Genomic DNA, 20,583 nt, shown 5'->3' on the forward strand with positions numbered 1-20,583 from the left:
GTCGCCGCCGTCACCGCCCTCGGCGCCTTCCTCACCGGCCCCTCCAAACCCGCCACCACCACCCGCACCGCCTGCCGACGCATCATCGCCTCCCTGCGCGAAGCCCTCTACTCCCTCGGCATGCGCCTGGGCCCCGTCGGCCCCTTCGTCCACCGCTACAAGACCTGGATCGGCGCCCTCATCCTCGCCGTCGCCGCCCTCATCCTCGCCACCTGGTCCTACCCCACCTGGGCCGTCGTCCTCTGGATCACCTTCTTCGTCGCCCTCGCCCTCGCCCTCCGCGAACTCCTCGACACCGGCCCCGACGGCGACACCGCCATCCCCACCCACCCCCACCACCAACCACCCACCACCACCGGCGGCCCCCCACCCACCCACGCCTAACCCACCCACCCCGACAAATGGACCAGGTCGGAACCCGCGAACACCCACGGGCTCCGACCCGCCGTCGGGCCGGCGAGGGGGTCAGTCCTCCGCCCGGCGCCGTCGGCGCCGCCGGAGCCACCAGCCGGAGGCGAGCACCACCGACAGCGTGACCAGGGCGACCGTGATGACCGGGTAGCGGCTGCCCGCCAGCCGGAGGTCCGCGAGGACCAGGAACGTCAGCACCACGGCCGGCACCAGCAGCCAGAGCACCCCCTTGAAGATCGCGCCCACCAGCGCCGGCCGCGCCCGGGCAGCGGTCTCCTCCGGCCAGACGGTGGCCTCGCCCCGGTAGTACGCCCAGGCGCGTTCGCCGAGTTCCTGGCTCGCCCGGTGGTAGGAGTAGCCGAGGTAGGGCAGCCACACCAGGGGCACCACGAAGCCGATCAGCAGCACCACCACGACCAGCACCCACCGCCACACCCGCACCCAGACCGACACCGGCCGCTTGTCAGGGGTGACCACGCCGAGCAGGTAGGCCATCCGCCTGACCACGCTCCACAACGCCGCCACCCGCCCGGGCGGCGAATCCGGCCGCGCGGCCGCGGCGGCCGCCAGCGCGGCCCGTGCCCGCTCCTCGTCCGGGTACACGCCCTGGATCACCAGCAGCTCCGCCGCGCGGTCGGGATCGGTGGGATCCCGACCGGTCAACGCCCCCAGCTCCAGCATCATCCGGCTCTGCGTGAGCAACGCCGTACAGAACGCGAAGGGGGCGAAGATCATCAGCGGGCCGCCCACGAAGGCGCCCTCGCTCTGGCTGACCCGACGGCCGCGGGTGATCACCGCTTCCGCCAGGTCGCCCTGCTCCGCCCCCGGACGTCGCTCACGGGCGCGGGCCACGGAGGCGGCGGCCCGGCTGCCGAGATGGTGGACGGCGAAGTGGGCGAGCAGTTCGGGCAGGTGGGCGGGGTCCTTCATGGCCGCCCGCAGCACGAAACGCGACAGCGCCGACTCCGAGGCCATGTCCCCGCTCACGCCCTCGACCCGGCCGGCAGCACCGTTGTCAGCGCCGGCGTCGGGGTCCTGGTGAGCGTCGGGGTCCTGGTCGGAGGGAGGCTCCTGCACACCTACCAGCCTCTCACCACCACCGGCCCACCCCGGGCGACGACACCTCACCCACCCCGACCACCGTCCCGGCCGCCACCCGGACGGCACACAGCCGCCCCCGTCCTCCGGCACCGGACCGCCGCGTCTGACCCCGCACCGCGGTCACCGCGGGGTCAGCGCGTGTCAGCGGGCCGTCACGTTCAGGATCTCCCGCACGATCGCCCTGGTCCCCATCGCGGCGTGATAGGCCGCCCCGCCCGCCAGGACCACCGCACTCAGCAGGAGCCAGCCACCCGGCCCGTCCCCCCGCGCACCGCCCGAACCACCCGCCCCGTCCACCGTGGCCGAGGGCCCCCACAACTGCCGCGGGATGTGTCCTGCCCCCGCCGCCGCGTGAACCGCCGCCGCCAGTGCCATCCCCGTCACCCCGAGAGCGAACCAACCGAACCGGCCGATCTCATCCATCACCCTCACCATCCCTCGGATCCCCCGGCCGACAGGGCAGGCATCACAGGACACACGCCCCGCCCAGTTCACCTCGATCCTCGGCCCGGCACGCGGGTACCGCCAGAGCCGGCCGGCCACACCCACCAGGGCCGTTCGGCCCCGGTCGCCGGTGGGCCGGATGGCCGGTCCGCCTTCTCCCGGCGCGGGCGGCCCCGGATCGCGCCGGCTCCGCCGCCACCCGCCCCCGCACCGGCGCGGTCCCGGCCGGCCCCGATCCGTCCGACCGTGCCTCGCGGGCGGGGAAACCCGGTCGAGAAGCGACCGGGAGCGTGGCAGCATGGCCCGCATGATGACGAAGCGGGAGGCCGATGCCGCGTAGGCGGCCGGTGCGCGTCCGGGCCGGCCTGCCCCTCCGCCGGGCACGGGCCGCGAAGCCGGTGATCGACGGTGTCTCCTCACGGGCGCTCTCCGAGATCGCCCGCCTCGAACGCACCCGGAACTACCTGCGGCCGGGGGACGTCACCACCGCCGTGCGGCTGTGGAGCGAGCACGTCCGCCGCTCCGAACGGCAGCGGCGGCACGACGACGAGTGGGGCACCGTACACCGGTACTGCTGCGGCGACCCCGTGGAGGCCCGTGCGCTGCTCGGCACGGTGATGCGTGCGATGTCGCCCCGGAACGCCCGCGAACTCCGCGAGCTCGTCGACCGGCTCGACGCCGCCCTCGGGCACGCGCTGCCGGCCGCATACCGGGGCTGACGTCGCCTCACCCGCCGTTCACCGGATCGATCGTGGCCGTGATACCGGTGTTCGCCCACTGAGACCCCGGTTCCCGTGCCGGGTTCGTTGATCTACGCTCCGACGCATGTCACAGCCCGTACGACTCCACATCCTGATCACCACCCTCCCGGGCCGCGGCCAGGACCAGGTCGACGCCTTCGAGCGGCTCGCGCCGCTCGTACGGGCCGAGCAGGGGTGCCTGCAGTACGACCTGCACCGGGTGGCCGGCGATCCGGACCGGTTCGTCCTCGTCGAACTCTGGTCGTCGCGCGAGGCGTTGGCCGCTCACGACGTCACCGCGCACATGGTCGCCGCGGACGCCGCCAACCCGGCGTTCAGGGCGGGGCCGGCGCAGGTGATCGAGATCGAGGCGGAGCCGGTGGCCTGATCCTCGACGTCGGCGGCCGGACGGCGACGACTCGCGGTTCGCGCCGCGGAGTCCGCACTCCGCAGCCGTCCGCTGCCGGCCCCGTCGACCGTGCCCGCGCCTCCCGCGACGAGGGGCGAGGAGGCGCGGGACGGCGGGTCACAGGGCCCACGGGAGGACGCGGGCGCCCTCCGCGCCGGGGACGGAGGCGACGCCGTCCGAGCGCATGGCGACGTGGGCCTCGGCGTCCTGCAGGGCGTGGACCCGGCGGACCACGTCCGGTGCGAGGACGAGGGTCTGACCGACCGTGACCTTCTCGGTGCGGCCGTCGCAGGTGACCTCCAGCACGCCGGCGGTGACCGTCCAGACCTGCTCCCGGCTGATCACGTGCTCGGGGCCGCTCCGGCCGGCCTCCATCGCGACGGTCCAGGTGCTGAGTTCCGCGCTGCCCCGGCTGGGAGCCGCCAGGCCGGTCATCCGGGCGTTCGGGGATTCGGTGACGTTCTCGGCGGTGGGGGTGATGACGTGCATCGCGGGCCGCACGGGCTCCTCGGCCGGGGCGGGCTCGTCGGGGGTGGCCCATTCGACGAACTGGACGACGATCCCGTTCGGGTCGGTCAGCTGGAACAGCCGCTCGCCCCAGGGCTCCTCGCGCAGCGGCATGGTGATGGGAGCCCCCGCCTCGCGCAGGCGCCGCTCCTCGGCCTCGATGCCGGTGACGGTGAGCGCGAAGATCAGGCCCGTGGCCTGCCGGTCACGCTGCTCGGGCGGGAGCACCTCGGTGCCGCGGCGCAGCAGCACGACGTCGGCGGCGGCGTCGTCGCGGGTCAGGGAGGCGAAGCCGTCGGCGGCCATGGCGACCTGGTAGCCGAGGTGGGTGCGGAAGAAGTCACGGGAGGCGTCCACGTCGGCGACGGTGAGGGACAGGGTGGAGGTGGTGACGCGCAAGGTGGCTCCCAGAGGGTTCGGATGGTGGTTCGGCTGCGGTCGCGGGGCTCGTACGGTCCAAATCCATCGACTCGGACTAACTTTGCGACGGTGGTAACTTTAGCCAGCCCCAGATCGGTTGGTCAAGCGTAATTTTACGTCCGAGGCAAAATTTCCCTCCGCAGCCACAGCATCTGGGCCCCTCGACCTTCGCCCGCCGGGCCGGCGGCGGGCGGCTCCCGGACCGTGCCGGAATCGCCAACTCGCCCATCGCATACGACCGTTGTTTCCGCGTCACTCAAGTTGCTTCCCGTGGTCGGCGAGCCCTGTCAGGGTCGGTTGCCGGAAGGTGCATTCGTTGCGAGGAAGGGCTGATCCCTTGTTCAACCGACGAAATGGAAGCGCGCTCGCTGTGGCGGCGCTCACGGCGACACTCGCCCTGGTGCCGGTCGGCACCGCTCAGGCGGCGGCCTGCAACTGGCAGAAGACGGCATGGGAACTGCCGTCCACCACGACCACCGGCACGCTGTACGCGAGCGACGGCGGTCGGTACGGGGTCGGTATCACCGGAACGCGGTCCACCACCTGGCCGTACGACGTGAAGGACAGGCGCGGGACGCTGTGGGACAACGGCAAGGTCGTGCTGCGCCTCCCCGCGGCCACGCCCGGCCTGTCGGACGTCAACTCGGCCGGCCTGATCGTGGGCGACGACTACATCGGCGGCAAGTTCACGGCCGTGACGGTGAGCCGCACCGGGACGACGACCCCGCTGCCGTCCAATCCCAGCTGGGGCGGCTCGGCGGCCGACGTGATCAACAACGCCGGTGACATCGCCGGGACGGCGAGTGTCGGAACCAAGCGCATCCTGGTCGTGTGGCCGGCGAACGCGCCGGGCACGTACCGCGAGCTGCCGCTCCCCGCGGCCAACACCCTCACCGCGACCGACATCGACGAGCAGGGCAGGATCGTCGGCTACACGGACTCGGGCGGCTTCGTCACGGACCTCAACGGCCAGTGGCACACGCTCGCCGCGCAGGGCACCAACGGCAAGGGCGACCCGTGGGCGATCCGGAACGGGCGGATCGTCGGCGAGGTGAACAACAACACGAGCTACGCCGCGGCCGAATGGAACGCCCAGGGATCGCTGGTCCGGACCATCGGCAACGGCGCCCTCGAGGCGACGGCCATCGGCGGCAACGGCGTCGTCGGCGGCAAGAGGTTCGTCGGGTCGACCCTACGGCCGGTGCTGTGGCGTGACGGTGTGGTCGCGGACTCCCTGACCGCGGTCTCGGACACCTTCGCGATCGAGGCGATCAGCACCGACGAGAAGACCCTCATCGGGAACGAGACCTCCCGGCCGGCGCACTACACCTGCTCCTGATACCTGGTACCTGATATCTGATACCTGGCGGAACCGGGAGCAGCCCCGGGGTTCTCCCCCGGGGCTGCTCCCCGTGCCGGGGCCCGCACCGAGGGCGCTCGCCCCCGGACCCGCGGTGCCGGGGATCAGGGCCACTCGGTCGGCGACGCCAGGGCCTGGCGCGCCGCCTCCCGGGCGACGCGGGAGGGAGCGGGATCACGCCGGGGCGGGCCGGCGCTCGCCGGTGACCTTCGAGGAGGGCAGGCGGCCGGCCTTGGAGGTGCCCCGGAGGGTGTCGCCGTCGACCGTCACGTCGAACGCCAGGTTCAGCCGTACGGGCTTGGTGATGGACTGCTTCCAGGTGAGCCGGTCGCCGTCGCGGGCGATCTCGCGGAGGGGTACCTCCTCGCCGGTTCCGCGGGCGGTGCCGGCGAGGACGCCGTCCCGCTCACGGAGTTCGACCACCGCCCTGATCGTGCCGATGGGGGTGCGGACGGAGAGGTTCCAGGTGCCTTCGACGGACATGCTGTTTGTCTTCCTGACTGTACGAGGGGGGACGGGGGCGAGGGGCCGGGTGTTCAGAGGGTGGCGGGCGTCGGGCCCTGGGCGCGCCAGACGGTGCCGCGCCGCTCGTGGGCGAAGAGCTCCTCCACGGCGTGCGCGATGCGCGGGCCCACCTCGCGCTCCAGCAGGTACAGGCCCAGGTCGAGCCCGGAGGTGACCCCGGCGCCGGTGATCAGGTCGCCGTCGTCCACGATGCGGGCGCGGACCGCGTGGGCACCGGTGGCGTCCAGCATGTCGAGGCCCAGGTGGTGGGTGGTGGCCCGGCGGCCCTCCAGCAGGCCCGCCATGGCCAGGACGAGCGAGCCGCCGCAGACGGCGGCGACCGTGACGTCCGGGTCGTCCATCGCCCGCTGGAGGAGTGCGGGGAGCTCGGTGGCGAGGGTGCGGCCCAGCAGCACCGGGATGAACTCGTCCTGCTTCCACTCGCCGGCTCCCGCCTCCTCCTCCGGTACCTCGCCGGGCTCGCCCACGCGGCCGGAGGCGCCGGGCACCAGGACCATGTCGGCACGCCGCGGGTCGAGGGTGCCGGTGGCGCGCAGGGAGAGCCCTCCGGTGCCGCTGATCACCTCACGGGGGCCCTCCGCGGAGACCAGCTCGACGCTCACGGCGCCCTCCGACGCCGAACCGCCGGCGTACAGCACCTCGTAGGGGGCGATGACGTCGAGCGGGTCGAAGCCGTCGAACAGGACGATCTGGACGTGCACGGATGCTCCTCGGGGTCGTTCTCCATCGGACGCCTCGAAGTCAACCGGCTGTCGCGGCGACCGCCCAGTGGCACCGATGACAGGTTTCAACGGGATATCGCCAAGGGCCTCCGGAGCGCCCGGATCCACGCTGAACTGGTCCTTTCCGCGTTCAGGCCCGCAGCCGCCGGGCCGGCGAGGAGGTAGGTTCCCGCCATGCACACCGTCGCCGTTCTCGCACTGGACCAGGTGATCCCGTTCGACCTGTCCACCCCGATCGAGGTCTTCTCCCGCACCCGCCTGCCCGACGGGCGGCCCGGCTACCAGGTCCGGGTGTGCGCCGAGCGCGACGAGATCGACGCCGGGGCCTTCGCCCTGCGCGCCCCCTGGGGTCTGGAGGGGCTCCAGGACGCGGACACGATCATCGTGCCGGGCGTCGCCGATCCCACCGCCCCGCTCCCTCCCGCCGTACGCGACGCGCTGCGGTCCGCCGCCGCCGCGGGCACCCGGATCGCCTCCATCTGCGTGGGCGCCTTCCCCCTGGCCGCCACCGGGCTCCTCGACGGGCTGCGGGTCACCACCCACTGGCGTGCGGCCGGGCTGCTGGCCACCGCCCACCCCGAACTCCACGTCGACCCCGACGTCCTCTACGTGGACAACGGCCGGTTCCTCACCTCCGCCGGCGCCGCCGCGGGCCTGGACCTGTGCCTGCACATGATCCGCCGCGACTACGGCTCGGCCGTCGCCGCGGACACCGCCCGCCTGTCCGTGATGCCCCTCGAACGGGAGGGCGGGCAGGCGCAGTTCATCGTCCACGACCACAGCCCCACCCCGCAGGGCTCCGAGCTGGAGGCGCTGCTCACCTGGCTGCGCGAGAACCTGGCCCGCGACCTCACCCTCGCCGACATCGCCGAACAGGCCGGCGTCAGCACCCGGACCCTGATCCGGCGCTTCAGCGACCAGACCGGAGCCACCCCGCTGCAATGGCTCCACCGGGCCCGTATCCGCCAGGCGCAGCACCTGCTCGAAACCACCCGGCACTCCGTCGAACGCATCGGCGGACAGGTCGGGTTCGGCTCGCCCACCGCCTTCCGCGACCGGTTCAAGCGGACCACCGGCGTCAGCCCGCAGGCCTACCGGCGCTCGTTCGGCTGATCCGGCCCACCGGCGTACGAGGGCGTCCTCAGGCGTCCGTAGGTGTCCTCGGGTGTCCGCGGAGTGATATGCGCGGGAGGGCCGCCGGCGCGGTCCGCTAGCATCGCGGCCCGGTTCGCGATCACGACGGAGGCGTCCGTCACGGACTTCGCCCAGGCGCCCCCGGTCCGCCAAGCACACCACCGTCCCTGGAGAGTGACGCCATGACACATCAGGACGCCGACGCGCGGACGGCCGCCGCCTACCGGGCCTCGCGGGAGCTGCCGCGGGACGGGCTGTCCGCCTGGCGCTCGGCGGTGGCGGAGGAGGCCGGGCTCGCGTCCGGGCAGGTGCTGCTCGACGTGGGCGCGGGGACCGGCGCGTTCGCCACGGCGTTCCACGACTGGTTCGGGGTGCGGGTGCTGGCGGTGGAGCCCGCCGCGGCGATGCGGGCGCTGATCCCGGCCACGCCCGGGCAGGTCGAGCCGCTGGAGGGGAGGGCGGAGCGGCTGCCGCTGCCCGGGGCGAGCGCGGACGCCGCCTGGCTGGGCTCGGTACTGCACCACATCGACGACCTCGAAGCGGCGGCGCGGGAGCTGCGCCGGGTGCTGCGGCCGGGTGCGCCGGTGCTGATCCGCAACACCTTCCCCGGCCGCTGTGCCGACGACCTGCGGGTGCGCTTCTTCCCGGAGGCCGCCCGGAGCATCGACGGCTACCCGAGCGTGGAGGCGGTCTGCGCGGCCTTCGCCGCGGCGGGCTTCCGACGCACCGCGCTGCGCAGCCTGCCGCAGCGCTCCGCGGCCACCCTCGCCGAGTACGCCGCGCGGCTGAGCCGGGAGGCCGACTCCAAGCTGCGGGCACTGACCGACGCCGAGTACGCGGCCGGGCTGCGACGGCTGCACACGGCCACGGCCGAACGTCCGCAGGAGCCGGCGGTCAGCTGGATGGACCTCCTGGTCCTGCGCTGAGCCGCGGCCGCCGGCGTGGGGGCGACGGACGGATCGGTCTCCTGCGGGCCCGTGCAGCAGATCCTGCACCGCCACGGGTCGGTCCTGCGGCAAGATGCGGGAGAAGGCGCGTGGTGGGTAGATGGATGCAGGGGCCCGCACGGAACGTCCACACCGCTCACTCGAAGGCCGCCGCGAACTCCCGGTGCGTCCCGCATCTCGGCGCGATCACACCTCTGCGAACGGAGGCACCCATGCCGTGGGAGGACTCCAGGCCACCGCAGCTCGGCCAGGACCTCTTCACCACCTCCTGCCAACTGACCGACGAGGAGCGGGAGACCATCCGAACGGTGCTGACGGAGGTCAAGCTGAGGGCGGTCGGGAAGCCCCGGCTGCTCGTCTCCATCGCGGTGGGGGCGGGCGATCCGGAGACTGCGTGGATGAACCCGTCGGTGGACGTGGACCCCGCGGTCCTCGCCCGGCAGAGCAGCCCGGGGTACTTCACGGATGCCGCGAAGAACGGCTACTTCGTCATCTCGATCGTCCTGAACAACTCCGGCTTCCCAGCGGACCAGAAGGTTCGCGTCCTGAACGAGAGCGAATCACTCTTCCAGGTCCAGGCGTCGGCCAGGTTCCCCCTGAACGACGGGCCCACGACCGCGACTTGGCAGGAGCTGACGGAACTGGCCGCCCTGGTGAAGAAGGCGAAGGGACTCTGGGTGGTCACCAACTGTCTGACCGACCTCCACTACCAGCCGATCACGGACCTCGTGGCGAAGGGTCCCGCGGGCTCCTCCGCGTATCTCCACTCGTACGCCCTCAAGGGCCATACCGTCGAGAGGGCCTACAACCGTTTCGGCCCGGCGTGGCGGAGCAGCACCGGCAGGTTCGAACGCCTCGGGGACGTCTTCGAGACACTGGACGACGAGTAGAGGAACGCGGAAGCGCCGGCGGTCCGCGGCTCCCGCGTCCCACTCGACGCCGCAAGCTCAGGAGGGCGTGGCGGCCCGGTCGGACTCGCTGCGCAGGACGCAGAACTCGTTGCCCTCGGGGTCGGCGAGGACCGCCCAGCCGGTGCCGTCGGAATTCCTGCGGTCGGCGACGAGGGTGGCGCCGAGGTCCAGGAGTCGTCGCACCTCCAGGTCCCGCGAGGTCTCCGGACGCAGGCACAGATGGATCCGGTTCTTGACCGTCTTGGCCTCCGGCACCTGGTTGAAGTACAGGACCGGGCCCTGCGTCAGCATCACCTGGACCTCCGGATCACCCGGCCGGTCCTCCGGATGCAACGGCCGGCCGGTCACCCTGCTCCAGAACCGGGCCAGCTCATAGGCGTCCGCACAGTCGATCGCCACGTTCTGCACCACCGAGACCATGTGACGAGCCTTCCTGATGTCGCCTTCGGACGCCACCGGGTCGGCCTCGTCCCCCACGCTCACCGAGCCGTGACCGGAAACGCTGTGACCCTGCCCTCCGACTCCCCGGGCACCGAGGAGCCGGGGCGGCGTCGGGCCGGGTCGGCCGGCGGGCGCCCTCCGTCCCGGAGTCGGTGAGCGGCTCCAGTTTCCCACGGGTGTCCAGCCGGTAGCGCAGTCCGAGGCCAGGCCCCACGAGGACGGCGGCGACGCCCGTCACGATCAGCGCGAGGGAGGTGCCGCCGGTGATCCGGTCCCACCCGTACGCGCGTCGTGGTGGGTGGCGGGCAGGCCGACGAAGGCCAGGACGGCGAGGGCGGCCAGGCTCCACCACGCGCGGCGCCGGAAGTGGTCGACCAGGTCCGGCGTCCCACTGATCGCGGGCACGGCCCTCGACGCGCTCCGCCCCGCCGGGGCCGGAGCAGTCATCCGTTCGGGGCGGGGCGAGGCCCGCCCTCGCCGGGACCTCCGGGGGTGCCGGGACGGGGTCCCGGGGTGCCCGACGCGGATTCCGCGCGGCGCGGCGAGGAATCCGCGGGGCGCGGACCCGGGATTCGGCCGCCGGTCGGCGATGATGGCCCCGTCCCGTGGGACCGCGCCGGCGCGAGCGGGATGCCGGAGCCGCCCCCCTGCCGCCGTCGCGACGCCGTGGCCGTCGGCCTCGACGCGGCCGGCCCGGCCGCACGGGTACGCCGGCGCCGGCCCACCGCCGTCCGGGGAGCCGTGCGCAGGACAGGACATGACACCGTGGAGAGCGGAGGCCGTGATGGATCTGATTCACCTGCGCCTGATCAGTCCGCCCGGGCTGTCGGACGAGTTGGTCGACCGGCTCACGGCGAACCGTCAGGTCCTGAACGTGGTCCGGTACCGGGCGACGGTACGGAACCCGCCGGGCGACGCGCTGGAGTGCGACGTGATCAGGGGCGCCGCGAACGAGGTCCTGGGCTTCCTGCGCGAGCTCGGGGTCGACCGCGAGGGCTCGATCACGGTGAACGACGCGGGTGTGGTGTTCTCCGGGCGTGCGCAGCGCGTGGAGGCCGAGCAGCCCGCGGCGCTGCTGTACACACCCCTGTGGTCGGCCGTCGAGGCGCGCATCCGGGAGCAGGGCGCCTACCTGCCCAGTTTCTACCTGCTGCTGGTCATCGCCGGGCTCCTCGGAGCGGCCGGGATCCTGACGAACTCGCAGATCCTGATCGTGGCCGCCATGGTGGTGGGCCCCGAGTACGGTGCGATCACCAGCGTGGCGCTGGGGCTGGACCGGCGGAACTGGCGCCGGGTGCGTCAGGGCCTGCTCGCCCTGACGGCGGGCTTCCTGCTGGCCATCGCGGTGACGTTCTTGTTCGCGCTGCTGGTCCGGGGGTTCCAGCTGCAACCGCGGGCCTTCGCGGTCGGGGTGCGGCCGGTCTCCAACCTGATCAGCACTCCGAACTTCTTCTCGGTCGTCGTCGCGGTCCTCGCGGGGGTCGTGGGCATCGTGTCCATCACCGAGGCACGGAGCAGCGCGCTGCTCGGGGTCTTCATCTCGGTGACGACGATCCCGGCGGCCTCGGACGTCGCGGTCTCCGCCGCCTTCGGGAGCTGGCACCAGGCGTGGGGTTCACTGATGCAGCTCCTGCTCAACGTGGCGGTACTGATCCTGGTCGGCCTGGCGGTGCTGCGATCCGTACGGCACATCTGGCGCCGCGTCTCGCGGATCCCTCACCATGACCGTTGAGCACGCCGGGCCGCCGGGTCAGGTCCGGTGCGCTCCCATGCGGTCCCATGCGGTCCGGTCCGGTCGTGCCGCCGTGGTGCTGCCGGGTCCCGGCGTGCACCACGGCGGTGTCACCGGTGAGGCCGGCGGGCCCCGAACGGACCGCCTGGCCGGCGGTGATGGCGATGCGGTGGGCTCCCGTCACGGCGGACGTCCGCGGAAGCCTCCGCGGACGTCCGCCGTAGGCCGACACCGCTGGGCCGCGCCCCGCGCACGGGGCACACAGGCTTCCGGCTCAGTAGATCTTGATCCAGATGATCTTGTGAATGGAGGCCTGGCCGGGGCTCCACTGGCTCCACTTGTTGAGCGTCACGGTTTCCAGCCGGGGGTCACTGAGGTTCCGCTGGAACTGGAAGGTCACCGAGTTGTTCCCCGACTCGACCCAGTTCACGCCGTAGATGGCGACGGGGACCTCACCGGCGTTGGCGAAGCAGAGCGTGTCACGCCCGCCGTTGTTGTGGATCTCCAGGTAGTCGTTCCGGTTGCAGTCCGTACGGTTGATCGCCGGGCCGCCGGCGGTGACGGGGGCGGCCAGAGCGGGTGCGGCCGTGGTGGCCAACGCGGCCGCGGCGACAGCGGCGGCGACACCGAGGGAACGACGCATGGACAGGCTCATCTACTCTCCCTTGCTACGTGGTCGAACCGGGAACTCGGGCCCTCGCGCTCTCCCGGGGCCCGCTCCAACTGTCACGCGCATGACAGCCAATCGTTGAGAGCGTTCTCAGCCAACTTCGTACACGCATGGGTCGTACAGAGAGGAGGAGTTTCCCCTTCCGGAATGCGAGTACCCGACGGCGACCCGACGGCATCGCGGGAATTCGGTTCGGACGGTGGGCGCACCACTTCTCGGCGGCAGGCCGCAGCGCCGTGCGCCCGGTGCCACCTCCCGGGCGGCGACGCTCAGGCCGACCCGTCGCGGACGCGCCGGTAGCGCTCGTAGATCACACGCGACCCGAACGTCCTCGTCTCGACCAGCTCCAGCCGGACGGACCCGCCGACCGGGGGCAGGAACGGCGTGCCGCCGCCGACGACGACCGGGTAGCGGAACATCCGCAGTTCGTCGACCAGGTCGAGCTCGACCGCCTCCGCGGCCAGGCCCGCGCCGCCGATCGCGACGTCCTTGTCGGTCGCGGCGAGCGCCGCGGCGACCTCCTCCGCCAGCGATGCCCGGGCGAGCCGCGCTTTGCCCTGGACGGTGTCGAGCGTGCGACTGAAGACCACCTTCGGGATGGCGCACCAGACATCGGCGAAGACGGCCTCGATCTCGTCGTCGCGCATGGACGGATCCGTGTCCCACACCAGCATGGTCTCGTAGAGCCTGCGTCCGCTCAGGAATACGCCGATCTCACGCGTCTGCTCGATGTGGAAGCGAAACTGCTCCTCATCGGGGGCGCCCCAGTCGAACCCGCCCTCACGATCGGCGATGAAGCCGTCCACCGACACGCCCATCGAATAGATCAACATGACGTCAAACTCCTCACAGCGCAGCAGCGTACGACGATCTCGGCGAGATTCATCCCCGAACCCGGCACCGCATTCTTCTCCCATCGGGCCGGCCCCGCACGAGACGAGAACCCGTCGCCACGGGTCCTGCGAACGATCGTACGGCCGCCACCGACGCCGCCGCGGGATTCCCGGACCCCCGTCGCCCCGCGCCACAGGCCACGAGCGCCGCTCCTGCCGATCCGACGGGCCCGCCCCATGGGCCCGGGCCGTCAGCCAGCCGGCTCCGGACACGCCCCCGCTGCGACGGACCGCCTTCACGAGCCGCTACTGCCCGGCCCAGTACGCGGCCCGCACCTCTCCCTCCGCGAAATCCCGGCGCGGCAGCCGCAGGCCGAGGGACTCCTCCAAGGCGTGGAAGTACAGCTCGAACGTGCTGGTCAGTTCGGGGTGGTCCAGCTCGGCACGGCGCACGGCCCGGTTGAGGAAGTCCAGCTCGCCGCCCCTCAGATAGGGGGCACGGCCGCGCTCGTACCAGATCAGCTCCAGCATGCCCCAGTCGTCGTCGACACGGTGACCGTCCCTCATGTAGTCGAAGGTGTAGATGGCCTTCGCGGAGGTCGCGGTCAGCCGTACGCTCTCCTGGATCCCGAGCGCCGCGTACGCCTCCTTGTCCGCGAAGGACCCCCGCGGCGTGTCGTGGTACAGCAGGAACGTCCACCCGCCCGCCTGCCCGAAACAGCAGCTCTCCCACTGGCGCTCCCAGTGGGCCCGGCCGCCGTCCACGGCCTGCAGGTCCTTCAGGCGCGTACCGGCCGCGACCTGCGCCGGATCGGCCCCGCACAGCAGGGCCAGCCGCTCGGCGTCGATGGTTCGCCCGGGCGCCGGGCGGAAGAAGGCAAGGGTCGTGTACGGGTCCTGCTCACGCCAGGTGTCGGCTATCCAGGCGAGCCCCTCCAACGGGTCGCGCCCGCACGCCTCGACCGTGCCCGTGTCGTCGAGGCCTCCACTGCGGAACCGCCTGCCCCACACCGGATCGATCCGGTCCAACGCGTCGGCCACATCCTCGAGGCTGCCGCCGCGCCGACGCATCGTGGCTTCGGCGATCAGGTAAAGCACCTGTTCGAGGTCACGGGTGGCGAAGACCTCACGGTAGGGACCGTGATGGCCGCGCACCGTGCCGTCCTCGTCCAGCAGCAGGCACAGGCCGCCGTCCTCCGCCTCGTCGGCGTGCCCGTCCCACTCCTCCAGTTCCTCCTCCGATCGAGCCACGGGCGGCAACCCGACGTCGTCGAGCAGGGCGTGTCCGGCGGCCGTCCGCTGCCAGGCCTCCGCAAGTGTCCGCTCAGTGATCTCCATGGCGTCAGCATAAGAAGCATCACTGACAACCGGCCGACTCCCGTGTCGTATGCCTGCCCCGTCGTCCGCGCCCGGTCCTACGCGGGCACCGCGGATCGACCAGCGCCATGGAGCCGATCAGCCACGCGTGTTCATCCCCTCGCTCGGCCGCGTCCCCGGCAACGGGCCGCGGCGATCCGGATCGAGGCCTCACCCGTCCATCGTGATCACGACTCGCCGCGCGCCCCGGTTCCTCATGCGGGCGAAGGTGCGCCTGACCCGGACATGGGCCCGTCGGTGTTCGGGCCGGCCCCACCAACCTCCCTCCGCGCAGGAAGTCGGCCGATCCGACTTCCTGCGCAGGGGCGCACACCACACCGACGCCCGACGCTTCCCCCCACCGAGTTACGGGGCAGCCCCGTCGGTGGCACAGGAAATCCTTCGGCTCCGGAGGGATGATGACAGTCATTTCGGGCCGCCATGGCCGAAGGATTTCCCGCCACCCCCTGCTCAGCGCCCCCGCGAGCCGTACGGAATCCGCCGGCCCGGGGTGGCCGCACAACCGCGGCCACCCCGTACTGCCACGCCCACCGGCCGGGTGGGCGGTGTCAGGTCAGGCGCGGCAGCGCAGCAGTTCCAGCGGGGGGCTGGTGCGCAGGTCCGCCCAGAACTCCTCGCCGTACTTGGCGATTCCGGCCGGCGAGACCTGCAGCGGGACCCACTCGATGTCACGGAAACCGGCCGCGCTCAGGCACCGCTCGTAGACCTCGCGGCGCGGGGCGCTGGAGACGATGGTGATCGGCTCCGGCTCCAGCAACGCCGTGACCCGCACCCGAGGCCCCGTCTCGATCTCCTCACCAGCCGGCTCGCACCGGAACCCGTACTCCTCCAGCGAGGCGCAGTCGAAGCCGTAGTCCGGCTTCTGCGCCAGCACGAAGAACTCCCCGCCCGGCACCAGCGCGCCGTGGATGTTGCGACACATCTGCTCCATCTCCGCGATGTCCTCGGCGTAGTTCAGACACTGCACGCCGAGCGCGATGTCGAACGTCCGATCCAGGGAGCCCAGTTCAATCACATCGCCGACCTCGTACCGCACACCCAGGGGCTCCCGCCGCTCGAGCTCCCGCGCCGCGGCGATCATCTCCACCGAGATGTCCACGCCGAACACGTCGCTCGCGCCGCGCCGCTTCAGCTCCCGGCTGTAGAAGCCCGTCCCGCAGGCCAGGTCCAGGACCGACCGGCCGGTCACGTCCCCCACCATGCCCAGGTAGCTCGGCACCTCCCCGTACCGCATCAGCGGCAGGGACTTGAACCCCTCGAACGCCTCACCGATCTCGTCGTACTGCTGCGCAGCCATGTGCCGCCCCCTCCAGTCGCTGTCCGGGTACACGGCCGTGTCGGGCTCCCGGCTCCCCAGGTCCCGGTGGGCACCTGCGGGGCCGTGCCGCGGCCGTGGCCGAAATCCTCCCCCGCACCCACCCGAACGCCGTACTGGCAGAAGACACAAAGAAGTTGGCCCACACAGCGGTACGTTCTCCTCCCCCTCCAACCGCCCTCCAACCGTGGCCCTCCGCGGCCGACGCCGAACTCCGCCGTGGTTGGTCGCGTTGCCGACGCGACGAAGGATCCACCCCGGGAACGTCCGGGGTGCCGATAGCCTCGCTTCGTGATCGAACATGAGAAGACGGAGCGGGCCGGTGGCGATCCCGAGGCGCGGAGCTGGGACTCCACTCGGTCATGGGTGGCGAGCAGGCTCGCCACCGGGGAGCGCATAGCGGATGTCGCACGCCTGCGCGGCGGTTGGACCTCGGAGATGCGCCGGCTGGGCGTCATCGGGCCGGACGGTCGCCGTAAGCTGGTGCTGCGGTCGTTCGTGAAGCCCTTCTACGCCCGCCACGCGGAGGGCCTGCTGTCACGTGAGGCCGAAGTCCTGCGCCTGCTCGGCGGGACGGACGTGCCGGCGGCCGCGCTCGTGGACGTGGACCCGACGGCGGCCTGCTGCGACCACCCGTCCCTGCTGATGTCGCTGCTCCGCGGGAGCGTCCGCCTCGACGACGACGGCGTCGAGCGGCGTGTCGACCTGCTGGCCGACCAGTTGGTCCGCATCCACCGGATCGAGGTGAGCGCGGGGACGAGGCCGCGGACCTGGCAGCCCTGGACCTCCCCGGAGCGGGTGACGCCGCCCGGATCCACCGTGCGGCCGGAGTTGTGGCGACGGGCCGTCGACGTCATCCGCCGGGATCCTCCCGCCCATGAACCCTGCTTCCTGCACCGGGACTTCCATCCGGGCAACGTCCTGTTCGACGGCGACGGCGACGACCTCCGCGTCAGCGGCGTCGTCGACTGGGTGGAGACCTCCTGGGGCCCGGCCGACCTGGACGTGGCCCACTGCTCGACCGCCCTGGCCCTGCTCCACGGTGCCCCCGTGGCCATGACCTTCGCGGATCGGTACGTCGCCGCGGGAGGACGACTCGCCCCCGAGAACGCGGCACACCTGTACTGGCGGCTCCTCGACGCGCTGGCCTTCGCTCCGGACGCGGAGAAAGTCGCCGTCCCCTGGCGCGAGCTGGGCCGCTCGGATCTGACCCCCGCCCTGCTGGCCGACAGGCTAGAGGCGTACATCCTGGCGCTCTTCGAGCGCTACGCGTGAACTCCCGTGCCGGCGGCGGCCACGCGAGGACCTCTCGCGGCCCCGCCCTGCCCCTCGGCCGGGCCCGGGCAGTCGGCCGAGGGGCGGTCGCTATGCTGCGGAAATGGACATCGTGATACCGCTCTTCGAGGGATTCGAGCCGCTCGACGCGATCGGACCCTACGAGATCCTCGCGTACGTGCCGGGTGCCACCGTCCGCTTCGTCACCGCCGAACCCGGCCTGGTACCGGACGCGTTCGGCAGGCTGCCGGTGCACGTGGAGACCGCGTACTCCGAGGTGGAACACTGCGATGTCCTGCTGGTCCCGGGCGGGGGCGGGATCCGGCCGATGCTGGCCGACCCCGGCTTCCTCGCCTGGGTGCGCCGGATCCACGCCGGTACCCGCTTCACCACCTCGGTCTGCACCGGTTCCGTGGTGCTCGGCGCGGCCGGTCTGCTGCGGGGCCTGACCGCCACCACCCACTGGGCGGCGACCGCCGAACTGGAGTCGTACGGCGCCCGCTACACCTCCGACCGGGTCGTCCGGCACGACCGGATCATCACCGCGGCCGGCGTCTCCTCCGGCATCGACATGGCCGTCCGGCTCGCCGCGCTGCTCACCGACGACATCACCGCCCAGGCGATCCAGCTCTGCACCGAGTACGACCCGCAACCCCCGTTCGACGCCGGCTCGGTGGCCAAGGCCGCGCCCGCCGTCCTCGAACGTGCCCGCGCCCTGGGCTGAGACCCACCCCACGGGGCCGCCCCCTCGAGGCCGGGCACGCGCGCACCCGTGTCCGGCCCGACCCGGCGGCGGGCGGGCGGGCGGGACCAGCGCGGCGGAAGCGACCTCTCGTCAGACTCCGGGTCGGCCACGGACACACGCCGCCAGTCGCCGCGCCGCCTGACGGGCGAGCCCGTACGAGGCCAGCAGCAGCATCGCGCCCGGCAGCAGGCACACGCCCACCGCCGAGAGCGGCATCCCCGCCCACCACAGGAACACCGCGCAGGCCGGCGGCAGGAGCAGCCCGCCCGACAGGATCGCGGTGACCCTCAGATCGTGGCCGGGGACCTTCCGGCCCTGCGCCGCCCACCGGTCCATCTCCTCGGCGAAGATCAGCGCGAGGAATCCCCCCACCACCAGAACGGCCAGCACCACCGCCACCGCCACATCCACCCACACACGCATACCGCCATCCTCCCCGCCGGCCCCGGCCCCTGCCATGAGTACGGACACCCATCCTCCGGGCGGGCCCGAGGTCTTGGCTCCGGTGACGCGGGGTCCCGGTCGCCGGGGTCACCACTCCCACGGATCCGCCGGCCCCGAGGGGGTGTCCGGCGGGACCATCTCGTGAACGCACCGGCGCAGCGCGCGGTCGCCGACCGATCGAAGCCATGGCACCTGCTGGAACAGGTCGCCGAGCCGGTAGATCTCGGGATCGGTGAGGAGAACGCGGAGCTCGTCGGGCGGCGCCCTCGACCAACCCACCGACGTGGCCCGGGAAGTTCAGCGACCGGTGAGCAAGGGTTCGGCCCGCATCCCGCGTCCGCCCCCGGGCGGGGGCAGGGCGCCGGCACCCCGGCGGGGCAGCCGCCGGGGTGCCGGGGGATCACCGCCTCGCCGGCCGGACGGTGCACGGTGAGGCGGGGATCCGGTGGGAGTGGGTCAGGAGGTGCGGGCGGGCTTCTCGGGGTCGAGGGAGTTGCCCGCGGGGATGTGGCCGCAGTCGGACGGGGCCGCCTTGCCCGCGAAGCGGTCGTTCAGCCAGCCCATGGCGAGGGGTGCCCAGACGGCGGGCACGCCCACGTGGCTGAGCAGGTCGAACTGCTGGTAGGCGATCTTCGTGTTGCCGGTGGCGCAGTACTGCCGGGCCAGCGCCCGGACGTCCCCCGCGACCATCACGCCGTCGCCGGTCCCGATGCCCGGAGGGTTGCCGAAGGTGCCCTCCAGGACTCCCCCGTTGCCCTGCGCGATGTAGCCGGGGACGGTCGGGGTGGGGGCGGAGCCGAGGTTGATCCGGTTCACCGCGTCCAGGAACGCCGGGACCGAGTTCGGGTCGGCGTACTGGGCCTTCGCCAGCTTCTTCCAGGTCAGCCCCGGGTAGTGCCCGAGCGCGTCGACGATCGATCCGTGCTCCAGCTCCCGGTACACCTCCAGGCCGTACTCGTTCAGGTAGGGCTTGAGGTCGATCCCGAAGGAGCGGGAGACCCCGATGATCGCCATCGGGATCACCCCGCTCCACGCGAGGGAGCCGTCGACGTACTTGAGGTTGTGCGCCGGGTCGACGAGCAGGCCGCCCTCCGCGAAGCCGACCAGCCGGCGGTTCACGTCGGGCGCGTAGCCGGGTGCCAGGGCCGCCGCCCAGTTCGTCGCGATCGCGCCGCCCGAGTAGCCCATCAGGCCGAAGGAGGTGTTCGCGTTCAGCCCGGTGAGCGGGGACGCGGAGGCCGCGCGGATCGAGTCCAGCGTGTTGGTCGCGTACTCCGGGCCCGCCGCGAAGTCGGCGCTCTGCCCCTCGGTGTCCGGGATGACGAGGGTGTACCCCTGCAGCAGCAGCGGTGCCATGAACAGGGCCTCGGCGTTGGGGATGACCCCGCCCAGGGTGAGGTCGCCGGCGATCGCCCGCGACGGGCCGTCCTCCGGGTTCAGGGAGTCGTAGAACGACTGGTACGACACCGCCCTGGTACCGTCCCCGGCCAGGCTCCGCACCACCGTCGTCACGTTGGCGGCCGCACGGCCCCGGGCGTCCGTCGTGCGGTAGAGCAGTTGGACGGCCTGCACCGGCGTCGGCAGGCCCACCAGGTGGTACTGCAGGGTCCGCGACTTCAGCACCGTCCCCGGTGCCAGCGAGGCGAGCGGCTCGCTGCCGTCGTAGACGTAGAACGGGTCGCTCGCGACGGTGGCCGCGGCGGCCGCCCCGGCGGTGGTGGGGACTGCGGTGGCGGGCGCGGCGGTCGCCGCCATGACGGCGACGACGGCGGCGGTGGCCAGCAGCCGAGAGGTGATTGCGCGCATGACTCCCCCGATTCGTGGGTGGGAAGGGAACTCGGGAACAGGTGGGGCTGGAACGTGCGGCCGGCCGGCGGGCACCGATGCCGTACGGGAGCACGGCGCGACCGCGCCGCAGGTGGTGGCGCCCCGCCGCGCGGGGGCGCAGCGGGACGGGCGTGGGGGATACGGCCCGGCGGCGGGGCCGTACGGGACGGAGGGTTCCGTACGGGACGGAGGGTTCCGTACGGGACGGGGCCGAGCCGCTTCGGGCGGGGCCGAGCCGGGCATGGACGGTCGGCCGGCCCGGCCGGTGCGAGCGGGGATCGGCCGTGATCTGA

The 20,583-nt window shown here is 72.6% G+C and carries 22 protein-coding genes and 1 pseudogene; 10 read left to right on the top strand and 13 right to left on the bottom strand.

Annotated elements, in window-relative coordinates:
• Window positions 1-384: pseudogene (locus tag ACWEQL_RS12420) on the top strand (hypothetical protein); the annotation flags it as partial.
• A gap of 81 nt (window positions 385-465) precedes the next feature.
• On the opposite strand, the gene ACWEQL_RS12425 reads toward ACWEQL_RS12420, so the two are convergent.
• Window positions 466-1,488: a hypothetical protein gene (locus tag ACWEQL_RS12425; protein WP_452150174.1), complete on the bottom strand. Its 1,023-nt coding sequence runs from the start codon at window positions 1,486-1,488 to the stop codon at window positions 466-468.
• A gap of 165 nt (window positions 1,489-1,653) precedes the next feature.
• Complete coding sequence (locus tag ACWEQL_RS12430) at window positions 1,654-1,935, bottom strand: hypothetical protein (protein WP_452150175.1); 282 nt, start codon at window positions 1,933-1,935, stop codon at window positions 1,654-1,656.
• A 350-nt stretch (window positions 1,936-2,285) separates the two neighbouring features.
• Between ACWEQL_RS12430 and ACWEQL_RS12435 the strand changes: the two genes are divergently transcribed.
• On the top strand, window positions 2,286-2,675 hold the full coding sequence (locus tag ACWEQL_RS12435) for a hypothetical protein (RefSeq protein WP_452150176.1): 390 nt from the start codon (window positions 2,286-2,288) through the stop codon (window positions 2,673-2,675).
• Between the two features lie 106 nt (window positions 2,676-2,781).
• Window positions 2,782-3,084 carry a putative quinol monooxygenase gene (locus tag ACWEQL_RS12440; protein ID WP_452150177.1) on the top strand — a complete coding sequence of 101 codons (303 nt, stop codon included), beginning with the start codon at window positions 2,782-2,784 and terminating at the stop codon, window positions 3,082-3,084.
• 138 nt (window positions 3,085-3,222) lie between these two features.
• On the opposite strand, the gene ACWEQL_RS12445 is transcribed toward ACWEQL_RS12440, so the two are convergent.
• Window positions 3,223-4,011, bottom strand: coding sequence for a VOC family protein (locus ACWEQL_RS12445; RefSeq protein WP_452150178.1), 789 nt, complete (start codon window positions 4,009-4,011; stop codon window positions 3,223-3,225).
• Between the two features lie 391 nt (window positions 4,012-4,402).
• Here ACWEQL_RS12445 and ACWEQL_RS12450 point away from each other — a divergent pair, with 391 nt between their 5' ends.
• Window positions 4,403-5,371 (top strand): hypothetical protein, encoded by a 969-nt coding sequence (locus ACWEQL_RS12450; RefSeq protein ID WP_452150179.1) that lies wholly within the window; start codon window positions 4,403-4,405, stop codon window positions 5,369-5,371.
• Between the two features lie 195 nt (window positions 5,372-5,566).
• Here ACWEQL_RS12450 and ACWEQL_RS12455 read toward each other — a convergent pair whose 3' ends face one another.
• Both ACWEQL_RS12455 and ACWEQL_RS12460 read right to left on the bottom strand, forming a co-directional pair.
• Window positions 5,567-5,875, bottom strand: a complete 309-nt coding sequence (locus ACWEQL_RS12455; RefSeq protein ID WP_452150180.1) for a hypothetical protein — start codon at window positions 5,873-5,875, stop codon at window positions 5,567-5,569.
• A 53-nt stretch (window positions 5,876-5,928) separates the two neighbouring features.
• Window positions 5,929-6,618, bottom strand: a complete 690-nt coding sequence (locus tag ACWEQL_RS12460) for a DJ-1/PfpI family protein (protein WP_452150181.1) — start codon at window positions 6,616-6,618, stop codon at window positions 5,929-5,931.
• Between the two features lie 195 nt (window positions 6,619-6,813).
• Here ACWEQL_RS12460 and ACWEQL_RS12465 point away from each other — a divergent pair, with 195 nt between their 5' ends.
• From ACWEQL_RS12465 to ACWEQL_RS12475, 3 genes are all read left to right on the top strand, one after another.
• Window positions 6,814-7,752, top strand: a complete 939-nt coding sequence (locus ACWEQL_RS12465; RefSeq protein WP_452150182.1) for a GlxA family transcriptional regulator — start codon at window positions 6,814-6,816, stop codon at window positions 7,750-7,752.
• Between the two features lie 203 nt (window positions 7,753-7,955).
• On the top strand, window positions 7,956-8,699 hold the full coding sequence (locus ACWEQL_RS12470; protein ID WP_452150183.1) for a class I SAM-dependent methyltransferase: 744 nt from the start codon (window positions 7,956-7,958) through the stop codon (window positions 8,697-8,699).
• 233 nt (window positions 8,700-8,932) lie between these two features.
• Window positions 8,933-9,610, top strand: coding sequence for a hypothetical protein (locus ACWEQL_RS12475; protein WP_452150184.1), 678 nt, complete (start codon window positions 8,933-8,935; stop codon window positions 9,608-9,610).
• Window positions 9,611-9,667: 57 nt separating this feature from the next.
• On the opposite strand, the gene ACWEQL_RS12480 is transcribed toward ACWEQL_RS12475, so the two are convergent.
• Both ACWEQL_RS12480 and ACWEQL_RS12485 read right to left on the bottom strand, forming a co-directional pair.
• The gene (locus ACWEQL_RS12480) at window positions 9,668-10,051 is read right to left on the bottom strand and encodes a VOC family protein (protein WP_452150185.1); all 384 of its coding nucleotides are present in this window, start codon (window positions 10,049-10,051) and stop codon (window positions 9,668-9,670) included.
• Window positions 10,052-10,312: 261 nt separating this feature from the next.
• A complete protein-coding gene (locus ACWEQL_RS12485; protein ID WP_452150186.1) occupies window positions 10,313-10,477 on the bottom strand; it encodes a hypothetical protein in 165 nt (54 codons plus the stop codon).
• Window positions 10,478-10,856: 379 nt separating this feature from the next.
• Here ACWEQL_RS12485 and ACWEQL_RS12490 point away from each other — a divergent pair, with 379 nt between their 5' ends.
• Window positions 10,857-11,804, top strand: coding sequence for a DUF389 domain-containing protein (locus tag ACWEQL_RS12490; RefSeq protein ID WP_452150187.1), 948 nt, complete (start codon window positions 10,857-10,859; stop codon window positions 11,802-11,804).
• A 274-nt stretch (window positions 11,805-12,078) separates the two neighbouring features.
• Here the strand turns inward: ACWEQL_RS12490 and ACWEQL_RS12495 are convergent, their stop codons facing one another.
• The 4 genes from ACWEQL_RS12495 to ACWEQL_RS12510 form a co-directional block, all read right to left on the bottom strand.
• The gene (locus ACWEQL_RS12495; RefSeq protein ID WP_452150188.1) at window positions 12,079-12,459 is read right to left on the bottom strand and encodes a beta/gamma crystallin domain-containing protein; all 381 of its coding nucleotides are present in this window, start codon (window positions 12,457-12,459) and stop codon (window positions 12,079-12,081) included.
• 284 nt (window positions 12,460-12,743) lie between these two features.
• Window positions 12,744-13,307, bottom strand: coding sequence for a dihydrofolate reductase family protein (locus ACWEQL_RS12500; protein WP_452150189.1), 564 nt, complete (start codon window positions 13,305-13,307; stop codon window positions 12,744-12,746).
• 306 nt (window positions 13,308-13,613) lie between these two features.
• Complete coding sequence (locus tag ACWEQL_RS12505; RefSeq protein WP_452150190.1) at window positions 13,614-14,645, bottom strand: hypothetical protein; 1,032 nt, start codon at window positions 14,643-14,645, stop codon at window positions 13,614-13,616.
• 592 nt (window positions 14,646-15,237) lie between these two features.
• A complete protein-coding gene (locus ACWEQL_RS12510; RefSeq protein ID WP_452150191.1) occupies window positions 15,238-15,981 on the bottom strand; it encodes a class I SAM-dependent methyltransferase in 744 nt (247 codons plus the stop codon).
• A gap of 309 nt (window positions 15,982-16,290) precedes the next feature.
• Here ACWEQL_RS12510 and ACWEQL_RS12515 point away from each other — a divergent pair, with 309 nt between their 5' ends.
• Both ACWEQL_RS12515 and ACWEQL_RS12520 read left to right on the top strand, forming a co-directional pair.
• Window positions 16,291-17,274 (top strand): phosphotransferase family protein, encoded by a 984-nt coding sequence (locus tag ACWEQL_RS12515; protein WP_452150192.1) that lies wholly within the window; start codon window positions 16,291-16,293, stop codon window positions 17,272-17,274.
• A gap of 103 nt (window positions 17,275-17,377) precedes the next feature.
• Window positions 17,378-17,998 carry a DJ-1/PfpI family protein gene (locus ACWEQL_RS12520; protein WP_452150193.1) on the top strand — a complete coding sequence of 207 codons (621 nt, stop codon included), beginning with the start codon at window positions 17,378-17,380 and terminating at the stop codon, window positions 17,996-17,998.
• Window positions 17,999-18,109: 111 nt separating this feature from the next.
• Here ACWEQL_RS12520 and ACWEQL_RS12525 read toward each other — a convergent pair whose 3' ends face one another.
• Window positions 18,110-18,442 (bottom strand): hypothetical protein, encoded by a 333-nt coding sequence (locus ACWEQL_RS12525; RefSeq protein WP_452150194.1) that lies wholly within the window; start codon window positions 18,440-18,442, stop codon window positions 18,110-18,112.
• A gap of 477 nt (window positions 18,443-18,919) precedes the next feature.
• The gene (locus ACWEQL_RS12530; protein ID WP_452150195.1) at window positions 18,920-20,269 is read right to left on the bottom strand and encodes a lipase family protein; all 1,350 of its coding nucleotides are present in this window, start codon (window positions 20,267-20,269) and stop codon (window positions 18,920-18,922) included.
• Between the last annotated feature and the right edge of the window lie 314 nt (window positions 20,270-20,583).

Source organism: Kitasatospora sp. NPDC004240 (genome assembly GCF_053603215.1).